15 protein-coding genes are annotated in these 17,398 nt (G+C 37.0%); 10 read left to right on the top strand and 5 right to left on the bottom strand.

Features of this window, described 5'->3' with window-relative positions; translation table 11 throughout:
- Nucleotides 1–15: 15 nt before the first annotated feature.
- The gene (gene panD / locus PHO43_RS02040; protein ID WP_045090275.1) at nt 16–369 is read right to left on the bottom strand and encodes an aspartate 1-decarboxylase; all 354 of its coding nucleotides are present in this window, start codon (nt 367–369) and stop codon (nt 16–18) included.
- Nucleotides 370–374: 5 nt separating this feature from the next.
- Nucleotides 375–1,217 (bottom strand): pantoate--beta-alanine ligase, encoded by an 843-nt coding sequence (gene panC, locus PHO43_RS02035; RefSeq protein ID WP_288011116.1) that lies wholly within the window; start codon nt 1,215–1,217, stop codon nt 375–377.
- A 198-nt stretch (nt 1,218–1,415) separates the two neighbouring features.
- Between panC and PHO43_RS02030 the strand changes: the two genes are divergently transcribed.
- Entirely contained in the window at nt 1,416–2,234 is an 819-nt protein-coding gene (locus PHO43_RS02030) for a glycogen/starch synthase (protein WP_045090277.1), read from the top strand.
- Nucleotides 2,235–2,373: 139 nt separating this feature from the next.
- Nucleotides 2,374–3,762, top strand: coding sequence for a DUF4270 domain-containing protein (locus PHO43_RS02025; RefSeq protein WP_045090278.1), 1,389 nt, complete (start codon nt 2,374–2,376; stop codon nt 3,760–3,762).
- Between the two features lie 132 nt (nt 3,763–3,894).
- Here the strand turns inward: PHO43_RS02025 and ruvB are convergent, their stop codons facing one another.
- Together ruvB and queG are read right to left on the bottom strand one after the other, a co-directional pair.
- Nucleotides 3,895–4,923, bottom strand: coding sequence for a Holliday junction branch migration DNA helicase RuvB (gene ruvB, locus PHO43_RS02020; protein ID WP_288009404.1), 1,029 nt, complete (start codon nt 4,921–4,923; stop codon nt 3,895–3,897).
- A gap of 23 nt (nt 4,924–4,946) precedes the next feature.
- Nucleotides 4,947–5,867 carry a tRNA epoxyqueuosine(34) reductase QueG gene (gene queG, locus PHO43_RS02015; protein ID WP_288011114.1) on the bottom strand — a complete coding sequence of 307 codons (921 nt, stop codon included), beginning with the start codon at nt 5,865–5,867 and terminating at the stop codon, nt 4,947–4,949.
- A gap of 193 nt (nt 5,868–6,060) precedes the next feature.
- Between queG and PHO43_RS02010 the strand changes: the two genes are divergently transcribed.
- Entirely contained in the window at nt 6,061–7,512 is a 1,452-nt protein-coding gene (locus PHO43_RS02010) for a lipopolysaccharide biosynthesis protein (protein WP_045090281.1), read from the top strand.
- Nucleotides 7,509–8,231, top strand: a complete 723-nt coding sequence (locus tag PHO43_RS02005; RefSeq protein ID WP_052673209.1) for an O-methyltransferase — start codon at nt 7,509–7,511, stop codon at nt 8,229–8,231. Before PHO43_RS02010 ends, PHO43_RS02005 begins: the two co-directional genes overlap by 4 nt.
- Here PHO43_RS02005 and rnr read toward each other — a convergent pair.
- The gene (gene rnr / locus PHO43_RS02000; protein ID WP_045090282.1) at nt 8,215–10,362 is read right to left on the bottom strand and encodes a ribonuclease R; all 2,148 of its coding nucleotides are present in this window, start codon (nt 10,360–10,362) and stop codon (nt 8,215–8,217) included. The two genes, PHO43_RS02005 and rnr, sit on opposite strands and share 17 nt — an antisense overlap.
- Nucleotides 10,363–10,504: 142 nt before the next feature.
- On the opposite strand from rnr, the gene PHO43_RS01995 reads away from it, so the two are divergent.
- The 6 genes from PHO43_RS01995 (at nt 10,505) to PHO43_RS01970 (ending at nt 17,245) form a co-directional block, all read left to right on the top strand.
- Entirely contained in the window at nt 10,505–11,518 is a 1,014-nt protein-coding gene (locus PHO43_RS01995) for an NAD-dependent epimerase/dehydratase family protein (RefSeq protein WP_288009398.1), read from the top strand.
- Between the two features lie 76 nt (nt 11,519–11,594).
- Nucleotides 11,595–12,326 carry a 4-hydroxy-tetrahydrodipicolinate reductase gene (gene dapB, locus PHO43_RS01990; protein ID WP_045090283.1) on the top strand — a complete coding sequence of 244 codons (732 nt, stop codon included), beginning with the start codon at nt 11,595–11,597 and terminating at the stop codon, nt 12,324–12,326.
- Nucleotides 12,327–12,349: 23 nt separating this feature from the next.
- Nucleotides 12,350–13,819, top strand: a complete 1,470-nt coding sequence (gene lepB / locus PHO43_RS01985; protein ID WP_288011111.1) for a signal peptidase I — start codon at nt 12,350–12,352, stop codon at nt 13,817–13,819.
- Nucleotides 13,816–14,439, top strand: coding sequence for a WbqC family protein (locus PHO43_RS01980; RefSeq protein ID WP_045090285.1), 624 nt, complete (start codon nt 13,816–13,818; stop codon nt 14,437–14,439). The genes lepB and PHO43_RS01980 overlap by 4 nt, the downstream gene beginning before the upstream one ends.
- Nucleotides 14,440–14,505: 66 nt before the next feature.
- Nucleotides 14,506–16,035 carry a glutamate--tRNA ligase gene (gene gltX, locus PHO43_RS01975; RefSeq protein WP_045090286.1) on the top strand — a complete coding sequence of 510 codons (1,530 nt, stop codon included), beginning with the start codon at nt 14,506–14,508 and terminating at the stop codon, nt 16,033–16,035.
- On the top strand, nt 16,028–17,245 hold the full coding sequence (locus tag PHO43_RS01970; RefSeq protein ID WP_045090287.1) for a 3-deoxy-D-manno-octulosonic acid transferase: 1,218 nt from the start codon (nt 16,028–16,030) through the stop codon (nt 17,243–17,245). Before gltX ends, PHO43_RS01970 begins: the two co-directional genes overlap by 8 nt.
- Nucleotides 17,246–17,398: the final 153 nt, after the last annotated feature.

Raw genomic sequence — 17,398 nt, 5'->3', positions numbered from 1 at the left:
ATATTATGCTTAAATTTATTTTTTAATCTGATTCGTTTTTCCGTCAAGATTTATTACGGTAGGAGTGAAACTCTTTGCCTCCTCAAATGGTATAGTGGCATAACTCATTATTATAATTATATCTCCCTTTTGAACTTTGCGTGCTGCCGCACCATTAAGACATACGATTCCTGATCCACGCTCTCCGCGAATAATATAGGTCTCAAATCGTTCACCGTTATTATTGTTAACTATTGCCACCTTCTCATGAATAAACATATTGGCTGCATCAATTAAGTCTTCGTCAATCGTTATGCTACCTTCATAATTCAGGTTGGCGTCTGTTACTGTTGCTCTATGTATTTTTGATTTTAAAATTTCTACCTGCATATTATTTATTTGTATCTGATATTATCTATTAATCTTACCTCTCCGCAAAACAGGGCAATACAGCCCACAATGTAATCGGAGTCACTCCATGATGTTACCGGCTGAAGATTATCTCCATCAACTATCTGAAAGTATTCTACCTTTAAACCGGAGACTTTGTTTATACTTTCTGAAACATAATTAATCAGTTCATAAGGTATAAACTTATCAATCATAAGCTTACTTTCATTTAACACTTTGTAAACCTCTGAGGCATTCTTCTTCTGTTCTTCTGAAAGACGTTGATTGCGGCTACTCATTGCTAATCCGCTGCTTTCACGCACAATAGGCATACCGATTATATTTACCGGCATCTGCAACTGCCTTACCATATCTTTTACGATTGCAAGTTGCTGGAAGTCTTTTTCTCCAAAATAAGCATTGTCCGGCTTTACAATGTCAAACAACTTGCTTACAATTTGGGCCACACCATTAAAATGGCCGGGTCTGAATTCTCCCTCCATTACTTTATCAAGCTGACCAAAATCAAATACTCGTTGATCTTCTTCAGGATACATCTCTTCAACAGAAGGTGAAAAAACATAATCAACCCCCAATCTTTCCAGTAATTCGTGGTCCTTTTCAGGGGTTCTGGGATAATGTTTCAAATCCTCTTTATTATTAAACTGTGTGGGATTCACAAACAAACTTACAATACTTATTTTATTGTCTGCTACACATCTCTCTACTAATGAGGCATGACCTTGATGCAAGGCACCCATAGTAGGTACTAAACCAATTGTTTCTCCCTTATGTCGATAACCCTGTAGTTGATTCTCTAGTTCGGATATTGTATCTATAATTTTCATCACCCGCAATTTAGAGTGCAAAGCAACAAAATAATTGGCACATATAGAAAATAATTTGCATTATTTCACTCTAAAGAATAGACGTAAATTCGGTTATTCGTCTCATTATGTGCATCTTACAACTTTTGCCCATTTTTATTTTGTATTTATGTGGATTTTTTTTATTATCTTTGTACTCAAATTAAGATAATTAGCTTCATGTCTCAGAAAAAAATTTTATACATTTCACAGGAAATCTACCCTTATGTAGATGAAACACCAATCTCGAATACTTCACGATTTTTACCCCAGGCCATTCAGGAGAAAGGCATGGAGATTCGTGCATTTATGCCTAAATATGGCAATATAAATGAACGCAGGAATCAACTTCATGAAGTTATACGACTTTCAGGAATGAACCTCATTATTGACGATTCAGACAACTCTTTGATTATCAAGGTTGCATCTATTCAGTCTGCACGTATGCAGGTCTATTTTATTGACAACGAGGATTATTTTCAGAATAGAGAAACACTGGTTGACAAGAATGGAGAGGAGTATGACGACAATGAGGAGAGAAGTATCTTCTTTGTGCGTGGAGTAATGGAAACTATCAAAAAGTTACGCTGGGTTCCGGATATTATTCATTGTCACGGATGGTTTAGCGGATTAGCACCTCTATATGTCAAGAAAGGGTATAAAGATGACCCATGCTTCAAAGATACAAAGATAGTATACTCTATTTATGATGAAACCTTTAAAAAGCCTTTCAGTAAGGAAGTAGCCCACAAGCTCCGGTTTGAAGGAATTGGCGATGCCGAAATTGAAAAGATAAAAAGCAGAGGAGTGATGGATTATCAAAATCTTATCAAGCTGGCCGTTGATTATTCAGATGGCGTTGTTCTTGGAAGTAAAGATATTGATCCGGAAATTACTAAGTATCTTGAAACTGAGAAGGTCGATTTTCTACCTTATCAGCCCGATTTTGAGAAGAGTGTTGATGAGATTGAGGCCTTCTATAACAAGATTGCTGATTGAGAATCCAACTCTTAACTAAAACTTATTTAGTTTCCCCTATACACAATTATATTTAAAAATTGAAAGAAAGCTATTTTCCGTTTTTAAATCACATTATTTTTTTGGATATTTGCGGCGTTGAAATAATATTTTGAAACTAATGAAGCTCAAAACAATATATAAGTTATTTACAATAACCTTTGTCGCAATACTCGCTTTCTCTTGTAACGACAATTTAGATCAAATAGGATTCTCCATTCAGCCTGATAAAGACAGACTGACTGTAGGTATTGACACTTTACAGTTGCAGGCACGTACTGTTCAGGTTGACTCAGTTTTTGGTAAAACTAATTACCCTGTACTTGGAGAATATGCGGATCCGGTATTCGGTTCTATTAAGTCTGAATATATAGCTGAGTTTTATCTTCCAAAAGGATTGGAATTCAAAGATGGGGCTGTGATAGACTCCGTGAGTGTGGAAATATCTTACACTTCTTTGATTGGAGACTCTATTGCTCCTATGTCGTTGTCTGTATATGAGGTTACGAAATCTCTGAAAGGAACCAATGACTTTACTCATATTGATCCGGAACAGTTTGCTGATATGACTGCTCCTCTTGGAGTGCAAAGCTTCACAGGAAAAAACTCTACATACAGGACTAAATCATATACAGCAGATGATTTCACTACTGTCACATATACAGAATATTTCATAAATGTTGATTTACCAAAGACTATAGGGGAAAGTTTTCTGGAAGAATATAATAAAGCTGGTCATGGTAAATTGTCAGACACTGATACTTTCAGGGAGTATTTCCCGGGACTATATTTTACCACCAGCTTTGGTAACAGTACTATTATAAGCGCTGATCTTACGTCACTGCTTGTACATTACCACTATCTGGATGAAAAAGGTTCTTCAACAAATCAGGATACTATCCGAACAGATGTATTCAAATTGAACAATACTCCTGAGGTTAGACAGATTAACCACATTAAGAGCAATAATGAAGAGCTGCTGGCTGATAACTCAGATGTCACCTATATAAAAAGCCCTGCAGGAGTAAACACCGAGATTGTATTCCCAATATCTCAGGTTCATGATAATCTGCAGTCGATGGCTCTAAATCTCGTAAACTTCACAGTTTATGCTTTACCAGATGAATCAGAAAAGGGTATGGTGAAATTGAGTCCGCCTGATTATCTTCTATTGATTAACAAAGACTCTTTAAATGGATTTTTTGAAAACAGGAAATTAAGAGATAATGTCACAAGCTTTCTTTCTGAAAAGTTTGATCCCTCTACCTACTCATACAAGTTTAACAATATATCGTCGATGATAAATTATTATAACCAGGAGTTTGATGGTGAACCTTATGATCTGACTTATTATCTTATTCCGGTTGATGCTACATATACCAATGTACAACAGGGCTATTCAACTCAGCAAGTGCTTACCAAGATTCAAAACCTGATGTGGCCTACTGCTACTATTTTGGATAAGAGAGCAGGAAGTCTGCAGTTGGAATTAATATTCAGTAAGCTTTAAATAAATTATTGGATATCTATAAATTAGCAATCAGATAGCTAAAGATCAAGAATCAGAAAGCTTCAATCAGAATTGCAAAGTATTAGTTTTCGGTAGTTAGTTTCCGTCTATCAGTATTACATTAATTAATTGTCAGAAAAGTAACCCCTGTTCATTGCCGGCTCTTTTTCTACCCAAGTGCTGGTAAGCAAGTTCAGTAACTTCTCTTCCACGCGGTGTACGTTTTATAAAACCCTCTTTAATCAGATAGGGTTCATACACCTCCTCTATGGTACCGGGATCATCACCAACAGCTGTTGCTATTGTAGTAATACCAACAGGACCTCCTTTAAATTTATCAATGATTGTAAGAAGTATCTTATTATCTATCTCATCCAGACCATACTTATCAATATTAAGAGCCTCTAAAGCATAAGTTGAAATAGATTTGTCTATAGACCCGTTACCTTTTACCTGTGCAAAGTCACGTACTCGTCGTAATAAAGCATTGGCAATTCGTGGTGTACCTCTACTTCTTGATGCAATTTCTTCAGCAGCATTTATCTCACATTTGATCTTGAGAATATCTGCAGACCTGAGTACAATACCGGTGAGTGTAGCAGAATCATAATATTCAAGGTGCATATTGATACCGAATCTAGCTCTTAAAGGACTTGTAAGCAAACCGCTTCTTGTAGTGGCACCCACCAATGTAAATGGGTTGAGATCAATTTGTATTGAGCGTGCACTTGGTCCTTTATCTATTAATATATCAATTCGGTAATCCTCCATTGCACTATACAGATACTCTTCAACAACAGGTGATAAGCGATGTATTTCATCAATAAAAAGTACATCGTTCTCTTCAAGAGAGGTTAATATCCCGGCAAGATCACCGGGTTTATCAAGCACAGGCCCTGATGAAATCTTAAAGCCAACACCCAACTCGTTAGCAATTATATTTGCAAGTGTAGTTTTTCCAAGTCCGGGAGGTCCATGAAGCAATACATGATCAAGAGACTCACCGCGCATGCGTGCGGCACTAACAAATATTTCCAGATTTTCAACAATCTTATTCTGCCCTTTGAATCCTGTGAAGGTCAAAGGACGTAAGGTCATTTCAAAGTCACTATCTGTCTCCTGAAAATTACTTCTGCTATGTATATCGAAATTATCTCCCATTCTATTTATTAATACAAAAATAGTTATTTATTACGGTTTTTGGAAATAGCATTAACGTTTCGTTTTAATCCTGCAAACTTCGTCCTTTTTACAGCTGAACCTCTAAAAAGATGTTGATACTCTTTCTCATTCATACCTATCAGTTTAGTTAAATCAAGTTCCATAAACTCTTCCGATGGCATAAACTCATCTGTGTTGTGAGGAGTTGACATTCTGTTCCATGGACACACTTTCTGACAAATATCACAACCAAAGACATAGTTTTTCAGTTTGGGAGCAACTTCCGCAGATATTTCACCTCTGTTCTCGATAGTTTGATATGAAATACACTTATTGGCATTTACCAGAAAAGGTTTTTCTATAGCTCCTGTAGGACATGCATCAATACAACGAGTACAACTTCCACAATTTTCAGGAATAGGTGAATCATAATCCAGTTCAATATCAATAATCAGCTCACCCAGAAAGAAAAAAGAACCTTTCCCGGGGATTATCAACAAAGTATTCTTACCTACAAATCCTATACCTGCCTGTGCAGCCCAAAATCTTTCCAAAACAGGAGCTGAGTCTGAAAAATATCTACCTGTAACATCAGTATATGTCTGTTTTATAAACTCAAATAGTAGCTTGAGCTTATCCTTTACAACATCATGATAATCTTTCCCATAGGCATAATAGGCAAATTGAGGAGCATAAGTGGGCTGTTTTTGGTGAGGGTAATAATTTAGTGCAACAGAAATAATAGATTTTGCACCATCTACAAGCAACCTTGGATCAAGCCTCTTTTCTATATTCCGCTCCATATAACTCATGGTTGCATGATGATTTCCAGCTAACCATTTCATATATCGTTCTTCTTCACCGGTATCAGTAGCACGGCAAATACCGCATGCATCAAATCCCAGTCTCAAAGCCTCTTTTTTTATCTCTTCTGAAAAAGTCATAGTTTATTAAATATATTCCGGGCCAATTGGTCTTCTAAAATTAACTCCATGACACCTATATCAAAAATACAAAGATATGTTTGATTTGACACTGTATAAAATGCATTTAATTGAATTCCCAATTACTTTCAACATACCAGTTCTGGAAAAATTGACTACTTTTGCATGAGTAATTTGCAATATATAACCTCTCATGACGGAATCTTCACTTAAGAGTAAAACTATTCTGTCCCTTTTCTGGAGTTTTATTGATAAGTTTGGACAGCAGCTCCTAAATTTTGTGAGTATGCTGATCCTGATGAATATTATCAGTGCAAGAGAATATGGGATGATTGGTTCACTTGCAATATTTATAGCTTTTTCCTCAATACTTATAGATAGTGGTTTCGGGAGGGCTTTGCTTAACAGGCACAACCTCACAGATACTGATTACTCAACAGTTTTTATTTTTAATATAACACTGGGTATTTTATTGTATCTGATATTATTTATCACTGCACCATTTCTGGGAAATCTTTTCAATACTCCTGAAATAACAGTTGTAGCAAGAGTACTATTTATCTCAATAATATTAAATGCTTTAGGACTAATTCACCAAACTTTGCTAACAAAAAAAGCAGATTTCAAAGGACTGTCCAAAATTAATCTGTTTGCATTGCTCATTGCTGATATTGTTGCGGTAATTATGGCTATTTACAACTATGGAGTTTGGGCTTTGGTAGCGCAGACACTAATATATACACTTCTACGTACTATCTTCCTTTGGTTATACTCAAGCTGGCGTCCAAAAACAAGTTTTAGCAAGAAAAGTCTAACAGCATTCTTCTCCTTCAGTAGTAAACTACTTGCATCGAACTCGATCTCCACACTTGCTAATAATATTTACCCCAGCTTAATTGCAATGTTTTATCCAATGAATCACGTAGCATATTTTAATCAGGCAAAAAAATATCAGGATATCCCCTTTCTTACCATGTCAAATACTTTTCGCTCTGTAGCAATGCTTATACTATCCGAGGTAAACAGAGACAGTGAGAGGATGAAAAGAGTAATGAGCAAAATGATGAAATCCATCTCTTTTATCACATTTCCGGTAGGAATGATAATGATTATTACAGCAGAGTCACTGTTTTTCCTGTTCTTTAAAGAGAAGTGGCTCGAAGCAGTTCCTTATTTCAGAGTACTAACGCTGGCTGGAATGCTTTCACCATTTGTGTTTATTTTCAACGAATTGTTTATTGCTAAGGAGAAATCAGCTTATTTCCTTGGAGTAGAAATCATTAAGACTTTTATTTTAATTATTCTGATAATATTGCTACTCCCTCATGGATTAATGGCTCTGGCAAGTAGCTGGGTGATCTATATTATTATTACATTACTTATTTCGGCTACTTTATCCGGGAGACTTATAAGCTATAGTTCTATACAATTTTTAAAAGATATGCTTCCATACATGGTAGTTGCATTAATCTGCTCAGGAATATCCTATCTGGTTACAAATGGTATACAAAGCAGTGTACTTTACATTATCACAAATGCCATAATTACAGGGGGGTTATATATACTTTTATGTAGAATAATAAAGCTCGAAATGTCAGAGGAGGTTGAAAACTGGTTCTCTAACCTAAAAAAGAAAAGAAAATGAAGGACTCATTACTATTCATACGCTTTGCTGCTCAATTTGCGATCGAAAACAGAACATTATCTCATATCAAACAGTACAGGAGATGGCATAGAGATAAGAAATCGGGTGAAAGCACTTTAAGTCTGGGTTTACCATGGATTACCTATGATGCTATAAAGTTCCTTGAAAAGATATGCAATAAAAGTATGAGAGTTTTTGAATGGGGTTCAGGAGGATCAACAATATTTTTTGCTATCAGATGCAAAGAGGTGATATCAGTTGAGCACGATATATACTGGTTGAATTCACTTCAAAAGAAGATTAAGGAGCTCAAGCTTAATAATGCTTCACTAATAGGAATTGAGGGTAAACCGGTTGATTATTTCAATAAGTTAGATCCGGAAAATCCTGATGATTTTGCTTCAAAAGAAAAAAATTCATCAGGACTTTCATATGAGGATTATGTCAGGTCAATAGATAGTTACGAAAAAGGATATTTCGATATAATTGTTGTTGATGGGCGAGCAAGAAATTCATGCATAAAAAGAGCCATTCCCCACATTAAAGCAGGAGGTTATCTGATAGTTGACAACAGCGACCGTAAATATTACCTGTCACCATTTCCCAACCTCAATAACCCTGCTGAGTGGGAAAAGAAAGAGTTCACCGGACCAGTATTTTTCCAACACGCTTTTGGAAAGACCACTATTTTTAAAAAACTGATCAATTCGCAAAGATAAAGTCCAGTTGCCTGCGTTCTAGATTTGCTTTTGCAACTTTGATTGTAACAGGTTGCCCGAGTCTGTATTCTCTTCTGGTACGACGCCCTACCAGCCTGTAATTCTTTTCATCCAGTTCATAGAAATCATCGTCCAGCTCCCTGATCGGAATCATTCCCTCACATTTATTTTCGTTGATCTCAACATATATCCCCCACTCCGTAACTCCTGATACTACTCCATCATAAACCTTACCGAGCTTGTCGGACATAAACTCTACCTGCTTATATTTTATTGAATCACGTTCAGCATTTGCTGCAACCTGTTCCATATCAGAACAATGTTTACTTTGAGCCTCAAGTGTATTCTGATCTGCACTCTTACCACCATTTAGGTATCTCTCAAGTAATCTATGAACAAGCATATCAGGATACCTTCGTATAGGAGAAGTGAAATGTGTGTAATAGTCAAATGCCAGACCATAATGTCCTACATTCTTTGTAGAGTAGATAGCCTTTGACATTGTTCGAATTGCAATAGTTTCCACAAGATTCTCTTCAGGGCGTCCCTGCACTTTATCAAGTACGGAGTTCAGACTTTTTGCAACTTCTGTTTTTGTTCCTGATGTTTTCATCTTATGACCAAAGCGTAGAATAAAAGCATTAAACGTATCCAGCTTCTCAGGGTCAGGAACATCATGTACCCTGTAAACAAATGCCTTGGCTTTTTTATCTTTAGGTACCTTGCCTATAACTTCTGCAACAGTTTTGTTTGCAAGAAGCATCAGCTCCTCAATCAGGTGATTTGCCTCTTTAGACTCCTTGAAGAATACTCCAAGAGGTTTACCCTTTTCATCAAGATTAAATTTAACCTCATATCTCTCGAAATTTATTGCCCCATTGGCAAATCTTCTATCACGCAACTGCTTTGCGAGATCATTAAGCTTGAGTATTTCTGTTGCAAAAGCACCTTTACCTGTTTCAATAACTGTTTGTGCTTCCTCATATGTAAGTCGGCTATCTGATTTTATTACAGTTCTTGCTATTCTTGACTTTTTAACCTCAGCCTTATCGTTCATATTGAATATGACAGAGAAACATAATTTCTCCTCATTTGGTCTGAGAGAACACAAACCGTTGCTTAACCTCTCTGGCAGCATTGGAATTGTACGATCAACAAGATAGACTGAGGTTGCTCTTTTCTCAGCTTCTACATCAACAAGATCGCCCGGTTTTACATAATGAGTTACATCAGCAATATGCACCCCAACCTCCCAGAGATTTGGAGCCAACTGCCTGAAGGAGATAGCATCATCAAAATCCTTTGCATCTTTAGGGTCGATAGTTATAGTAAACACATCCCTGAAGTCTTCTCTTCTGGATATCTCATTCCTATCAATTTTATCCGAAATTGTGTCAGCATATTTTTCAATATTTTCAGGATACTTATATGGAAGATCATATTGAGCTAAAATAGCATGCATCTCTGTATCATTCTGCCCAGGTACACCCAAAATATCTATGACCTTACCAACAGGATTATTAGCTTTCTCCGGCCATTCAACAATTTCTACTACCACCTTATCCCCATTCTTTGCACCTCTGAGCTCTTCTTTAGGGATAAATATATCGTTAGAGAGATACTTGCTATCCATTACAAGAAAAGCAAAATGTCTCTGCACCTCCAGAACACCTACAAATCTGCTCTGAGCACGTTCAAGAATCTCAATCACTGCACCTTCGGTATCGGCACGTTTTCTTTTTGCAAGAAGCTGTATACGAACCCGGTCACCATTCATCGCATGCTTGCTGTTTCGCTCAGGGATATATATAATATTACCATCGTCGTCCGGAACAAAGAAATTCTTTCCGTTGCTTCTCCTTTCAAACCGTCCATCAAGGATCAATCCTCTGTTATTTATTCTATACCTGCCTCTTGATGATTCAAGAATAATATCATCATCACGCAGTTTATCAAGCACCTTAATAAGTACTCTCCTACCATCCTCTCCTTTAACATTTAAAGCTGCAGCAATTTGCTTATAGTTAAATTGTTTATCTTTATTCTCTGTCAGGAAGTCAGTAATTAATACGGTTAAATCTTTTTTTCTCGGTTTTGATAAAGGTTCCTGCGAGGCTGCTTTTTTACTCATAATTCTTTTTGATTTAGATTCCAATTGATACTAAAACAATCCAAACACTGTTTTAGTTATGCAAAGTAATAAAAAATTCGCAATAACACTACTTTTAAATCATTAGGTAATTGCTATTTTTGCAATAGTTAAGATGAAACAGATGATCAAAAAAAAGGTACTTATAACCGGAGCCAGCGGTTTTATCGGAAGCACGGCAGTTGACAAAGCAATTGAACTGGGATATGATACCTGGGCAGGCATTAGAAGCAGCAGTAGTCGAAAGTATTTGACAGACAGTCGCATTCAGTTTGCCTTCCTTGATTGCTCAAATAAAAACAGTCTCAAGAATCAGTTAACAGATCTGGCTGAAAAGCATGGAAAGTTCGATTATATTATTCACATTGCAGGTTTAACAAAAGCTATCCGTAAATCAGATTTCGATAATGTCAACTACATACAGACACGCAATTTAGCAGAATCCCTGATAGAAATTGATGCTGTTCCGGAGGCCTTTGTATTGATGAGTTCTTTGAGTGTAATGGGTTCAGGAGATGAGTTTGGCTACACCCCTTTAAAAAACGATCATATACCAAACCCTACCACAGCATATGGAAAAAGTAAACTGAAAGCAGAAAACTTTCTAAAGGGACTCAAAGACTTTCCCTATCTGATTATCAGGCCAACAGGTGTATACGGACCTAGAGACAAAGACTATTATATTCTTATGAAGGCTGTTAAAAGCGGTCTGGATATTGGTGCTGGATTTAAAAAACAGATACTAACATTTATCTACAGTGAAGACTTGGTTGATGTGATCTTCAAACTATTGGAAAAAGGTATTGTCAGAAAAGAATATATTGTAGCTGATGGCGATATATATACTGATACAGAGTTTAATAAAATTGTGCAGGATGCTCTGAATAAGAAGTATGTTATACGATTTAAAATCCCTCTTTTTCTTGTAAAACCGGCTGCAGTGATAAGTGAAAAAGCAGCTTCACTTTTAGGAAAGGCATCCACTTTCAACAGTGACAAATATCGTATAATGAAGCAACGCAACTGGGCATGTGACATAACCCCTCTGAAAGAGGATATCAATTTCAAACCCAAATACAGGTTGAAACAGGGTGTTGAAAAAACCGTGCAATGGTATAAAGAGCAAGGTTGGCTCTAATTTTCTTCAATTTTATACATTAATAGTGTAAGTCGGCCAATTTTTGTATTTTTGCTACTCAAAAGTATTGAAACAAATGAAAATAGCACTTATAGGATATGGTAAGATGGGGCGTGAAATTGAGAAAATAGCCCTGCAAAGAGGACATGAGATAGTTTGTACAATAGATATAAATGAAGAGGATAAATTTCAAACCGATTCATTCAGGAGTGCTGATGTTGCAATTGAATTTACTTCACCAAAAAGTGCACTTAGCAACTATAGAAATGCATTTGCAGCAGATGTTCCGGTAGTTTCAGGAACAACAGGCTGGCTTGAGCATTTAGATGAGATAATAAAAGAGTGTGAGGTAAACGGAAAAACCTTTTTCTACGCTTCAAATTTTAGTCTCGGTGTAAACCTCTTTTTTGCGCTTAACAACTACCTGGCTAAGCTGATGAACAGGTTTACCGACTATGATGTAAGCATGGAAGAGACACATCATATACATAAACTGGATGCTCCCAGTGGGACTGCAATAACTCTTGCTGAAGACATTATTTCAAATATTGACAGGAAAAGCGGTTGGATATTAGATGATAACAACACAACTGACTCCACCGGCCACGACCTGAAAATCAAATCATTCCGCGAAGGTGAGGTGCCTGGTATTCACACCGTGATCTATGAATCAGAAGCAGATATCATTAAAATAACACATGATGCTAAAAGTCGCAAGGGATTTGCCCTTGGGGCAGTTCTTGCCGCTGAATTCACAAAAGGTAAGAAAGGTTTTCTTGGCATGAAAGACATGCTTGGTAATCTTTAATCATAAGACAAATAATATAGAATATGACTCTAAAAGAACGTTTTGGACAAGCCTCGGGCAGACAATGGCTATGGTTTGTAGTATGGACAATACTCACCATTTTATTCTCATTCTGGTCGCAATCACCATGGGTATTACTGTTCATACTGCTTTTTCTTGATATATATATTTCCAAATTCATTCCCTGGGGATTCTGGAAGAATTCAAAAAATGATCTTTTCCGTAAAACTATGGAATGGGTTGACGCAATTGTATTTGCATTAATAGCTGTATATTTTATCAATACATTCTTTTTCCAGAATTATCAAATACCGACATCCTCTCTTGAGAAGTCACTCTTGGTTGGGGACTTTCTGGCTGTAAGCAAACTGAGTTACGGTCCCCGTGCCCCAATTACACCTCTTTCATTTCCGCTTGCACAGCACACAATGCCTGTAACCGGCGGTAAGTCATACATCGAGAAGCCACAGTGGAAATACAACAGACTTAAAGGATTTGGTAAAGTTAAAAGAAATGACATAGTTGTATTCAATTTCCCCGTGGGAGATACAGTTGCATTGAATCAGCAGGGAATTGATTTCTACCTGTTATCAAAACTCCATCCAAATGGCAGTGAAGGTGTTCGTGCAGATAAACGTACTTATGGAGATATAGTCTATCGTCCTGTCGACAGAAGAGAAAACTATGTAAAAAGATGTATTGGGCTACCGGGTGAAACAATAGAATTAAAAAATGACTCTGTCTTCATCGATGGCAATTACATTCCAAACCCCAGACTGTCACAGCATAACTATATGATACATACAGATGGAACTATAATATCTTCTGATGTATTTAGTAAACTGGGAATAAATATTGCCGACTACAACACTCAAAACAGTTACGGACAGATTGTATCCCGTTCTCAAGACCTTGCTGATGTTGACAGCCTTAGTATGTCAATATTCAATCTGAAACCTCGAAATGGTAACAATGGCAGAGTCTATTTCGGTATACCACTAACAAACGATATGATAGAGGAGTTAGAGTCGAAGCCTTTTGTATGGGAAATAATAAAAGAGAGGGAACTGCCGGGAACAAGCTACTATTTCCCACTCGACTATAATACACAGTGGACAAGAGATAATTACGGTCCTCTCTGGATACCCAAAAAAGGTGAAACAATCACTTTCGACAGTAATTTGGATTATAAGGTTGCAACATACGAAAGATGTATAAAGAATTATGAGGGCAACGACTTTGCTTATCGTGATGGTAAGGTTTTCATCAATGGTGAGGAGTCAGACTCCTATACTTTTAAATATGACTACTATTTCATGATGGGTGACAACAGACATAATTCTGCCGACTCACGCTCATGGGGATTTGTACCAGAGGATCATATTGTAGGTCAGCCCCAGCTAATCTGGCTGTCTCTTGAAAAAGACAGAGCATGGTTTAAAGGTAAAATACGCTGGAACAGGCTGTTCCGCAGTGCTAAAGTTTCAGCATGACATCTTCGGATTCCTCTTCTGTAACCCTGTTATCGTCTCTCTATCTTGCGCCAATAGAGTATTACTATGCTCTTAACAGGTGCAACAAGGCTATTATTGAGATTAACGACAACTATCAGAAACAGTCATATCGCAACAGATGTATTATTGCAGGGGCAAATGGTCCACTTCCTCTTAGTATTCCAATAGAGAAGCCCAAGAGCACCAAATCATTGATGAAGGATATTCGAATTGCCGAGCATGGCAACTGGCGTCACCTCCATTGGAATGCCATTACTTCGGCTTACAACTCGACTCCTTTTTTTCAATATTATGAGGATGACTTTAGACCGTTTTATGAAAAAAAGATTACTTTTCTTCATGACTTTAACGAACAGCTGCGAACATTGATCTGCAGGCTGACAGGGATAGAGACAGAGATAACCTACACAGAAACCTATATAACTGAAATATCAGAAAGTTTAGTTGATCTGCGTGAGACTATTCACCCTAAACGCCCTTCTGAATTTATAACCAGGCCATATTACCAGGTCTTCTCAGACAAGCTTGGATTTCAGAACAATTTGAGCATATTAGATCTTCTTTTCAACATGGGAAATGAGTCCACATTCTATCTGTGACAATATTTTGATATTGAGAATTTATCTATTTTGCATATCTTTGCACATTCAACGACATCCATAATAATGAATCAAAAAGTAAGAGTAAGGTTTGCACCCAGTCCAACAGGACCGCTGCATATTGGTGGTGTTCGCACTGCATTATATAATTATCTTTATACAAAACAAAAAGGTGGTGATTTTATTCTTCGTATCGAGGATACCGACTCAGCAAGGTTTGTACCCGGTGCAGAAGAGTATATACAGGAGACTTTCGACTGGCTGGGACTGACTTTTGATGAGAGTCCTTCCAAAGGCGGCGAATATGGTCCATACAGACAATCTGAACGCAAAGAGATTTATAAGAAATATGTAAATCAGCTTCTTGACAAAGGTGCAGCGTATATTGCATTTGATACTCCGGAGGAGCTGGACTCAAAAAGATCTGAAATATCTAACTTCCAATATGATGCATCTACCAGAAATTTAATGAGAAATTCTCTGACACTTTCTGAAGAAGAAACAGATGCCCTTATATCAGCCGGAACACAGTATGTTGTAAGAATAAAGATTGAACCGGGAATAGATATAACCGTAAATGATATGATAAGAGGAAAAGTTGTTATAAACTCCTCTGTGCTTGATGATAAGGTGATTTATAAATCTGCAGATGAACTTCCTACCTATCACCTTGCTAATGTGGTTGATGATCACCTTATGAAAATCACTCATGTAATAAGGGGTGAAGAGTGGTTACCATCAGCACCTTTGCATGTTTGGCTCTATCAAAGCTTAGAATGGGAAGATACTATGCCCTCTTTTGCTCATCTGCCTCTGCTTCTAAAACCTGACGGCAAAGGAAAACTAAGCAAGAGAGATGGTGACAGATTAGGGTTCCCTGTATTCCCACTTGAGTGGAAAGATCCGCAGACTTCGGAAATCTCATCAGGTTATCGCGAAAAAGGTTATCTACATGAAGCAATCATAAACTTTCTTGCATTCCTTGGTTGGAACCCCGGTACAGAGCAGGAGATATTCTCACTTGAAGAGCTGGTTGAAGCATTTTCTTTTGAGAGATGCAGTAAGAGTGGTGCAAAATTTGATATTGAGAAGGCAAAGTGGTATAATCACCAATATATAGCAAGAATGCCGGATGAAGAGCTGGCCAAACTCTTTGTACCGTTACTGACTGAGAAAGGTATATCCTCTACAACGGAAAAAATATCAAAAGTGGTTTCACTTGTAAAGGACAGAGCAACCTTTGTCAGTGACCTGTGGGAACAATCCTCTTTCTTCTTCCTTGCTCCCGAAACATACGATGAAAAAACCGTTCGTAAACGCTGGAAAAAGGAAACACCCGAACATATGCAGCAGTTGATAGACCTCAACATGCAGATGGTAGACTTCAGTGCACATAATCAGGAAAAAGTCGTTATGGAGTGGATTAAAACCAATGAACTTCACACAGGTAATATTATGAATGCATACCGACTAGCTATCGTAGGTGAAGGAAAAGGTCCACATATGTTCGACATTACCGAATTAATTGGAAAAGAAGAGACAAACAAGAGACTCCTAACTGCTATAAAAAGAATAGAGATTCAGGAAAATGTATAACCTGGGAATTTACTTCATGTCGCTATTTATACGCCTTGTTTCTCCGTTCAAGAGGAAAGCAAGGCTGATGATAGATGGACATAAGAGTGTATTTAATCTGCTTGAGAAAGAGATTGACAAAAAAGCAAAATATATATGGTTTCATGTTGCTTCACTAGGCGAGTTCGAACAGGCCCGCCCTCTTATTGAAGAGATAAAAAACAGCAAACCGGAATATAAAATACTACTTACATTTTTCTCTCCTTCGGGATATGAAGTAAGGTATAACTACCCTCTTGCCGACATAGTAACATATCTCCCATTTGATACAAAAAAGAATGCCAGAAGGTTTCTTGAGCTTACAAATCCTCATATGGTAATCTTCATAAAATATGAGTTCTGGTACAACTATATTAATGAAATTTATCAAAGGAGAATCCCTGTATATCTGGTATCCGCTATTTTTCGAAAAAATCAATCCTTTTTCAAAAAATTGCGATCACCATACAGAAATATGCTCTCTTTATACACGCACTTTTTTGTACAGGATGATGAATCACACAAATTACTCCAAAAACATGGGATAAAAAATGTAACTGTAGCGGGCGATACAAGGATAGACAGGGTAATTGAGATTCAGAAACAGACAGTAAACCTGCCTATAGTAGAGAAATTTATTGATAAAGGCTCAATTATTTTTATAGCAGGAAGCTCATGGCCTGCTGATGAAGATATTTTTATAAATTACTTTAACAGTCACCCAAACCTAAAACTCATCATTGCACCACACGAAATAGATGAGTCACATCTTACTGAAATAGAAAAGAAGCTTAGTCGCCCCTCACAAAGATACTCCGGTTTAACTGACACTGATACAGTGAATGCCGATTGTATGATCATTGACTGCTTTGGCCTGCTTGCTTCAGTATACCGTTACGCAGATATAGGATACATAGGCGGAGGATTTGGTGATGGCATACACAATCTTCCTGAAGCTGCTGTTTATGGTATTCCTGTAATTTTCGGGCCCAATTTTATAAAATTCAGAGAAGCTCACGACCTGATCGCAACCGGAGGTGGATTTACAATAAAAAACAGAGATGAATTTAATAAATTGATGGAGTCGTTTATCAACGAGCCCGAATTGAGAGAAAAAGCCGGTAAAGAGGCTAAAAATTATATCTTTAGCAATTCAGGTGCAACAAATACTATTTTAAATCATATCTTTTGATATATTTGTTATTTTTATATTCTATACCGATCAATTATAATTAAGTTGTGGAATTGCATAAGATGTATAACTGCTTATAAACAGTTATTATAAGCAAAATAAATAATAAAACAATTTCATTATAAAGTTGTTCTATTAACAAATCAGGAGGTT

The organism is Lascolabacillus sp. (assembly GCF_028696275.1).
GTDB lineage: Bacteria > Bacteroidota > Bacteroidia > Bacteroidales > Dysgonomonadaceae > Proteiniphilum > Proteiniphilum massiliensis.
Note: the sequence above shows the minus strand (reverse complement) of the source record. Positions and strands in the feature narration are given on the sequence as shown.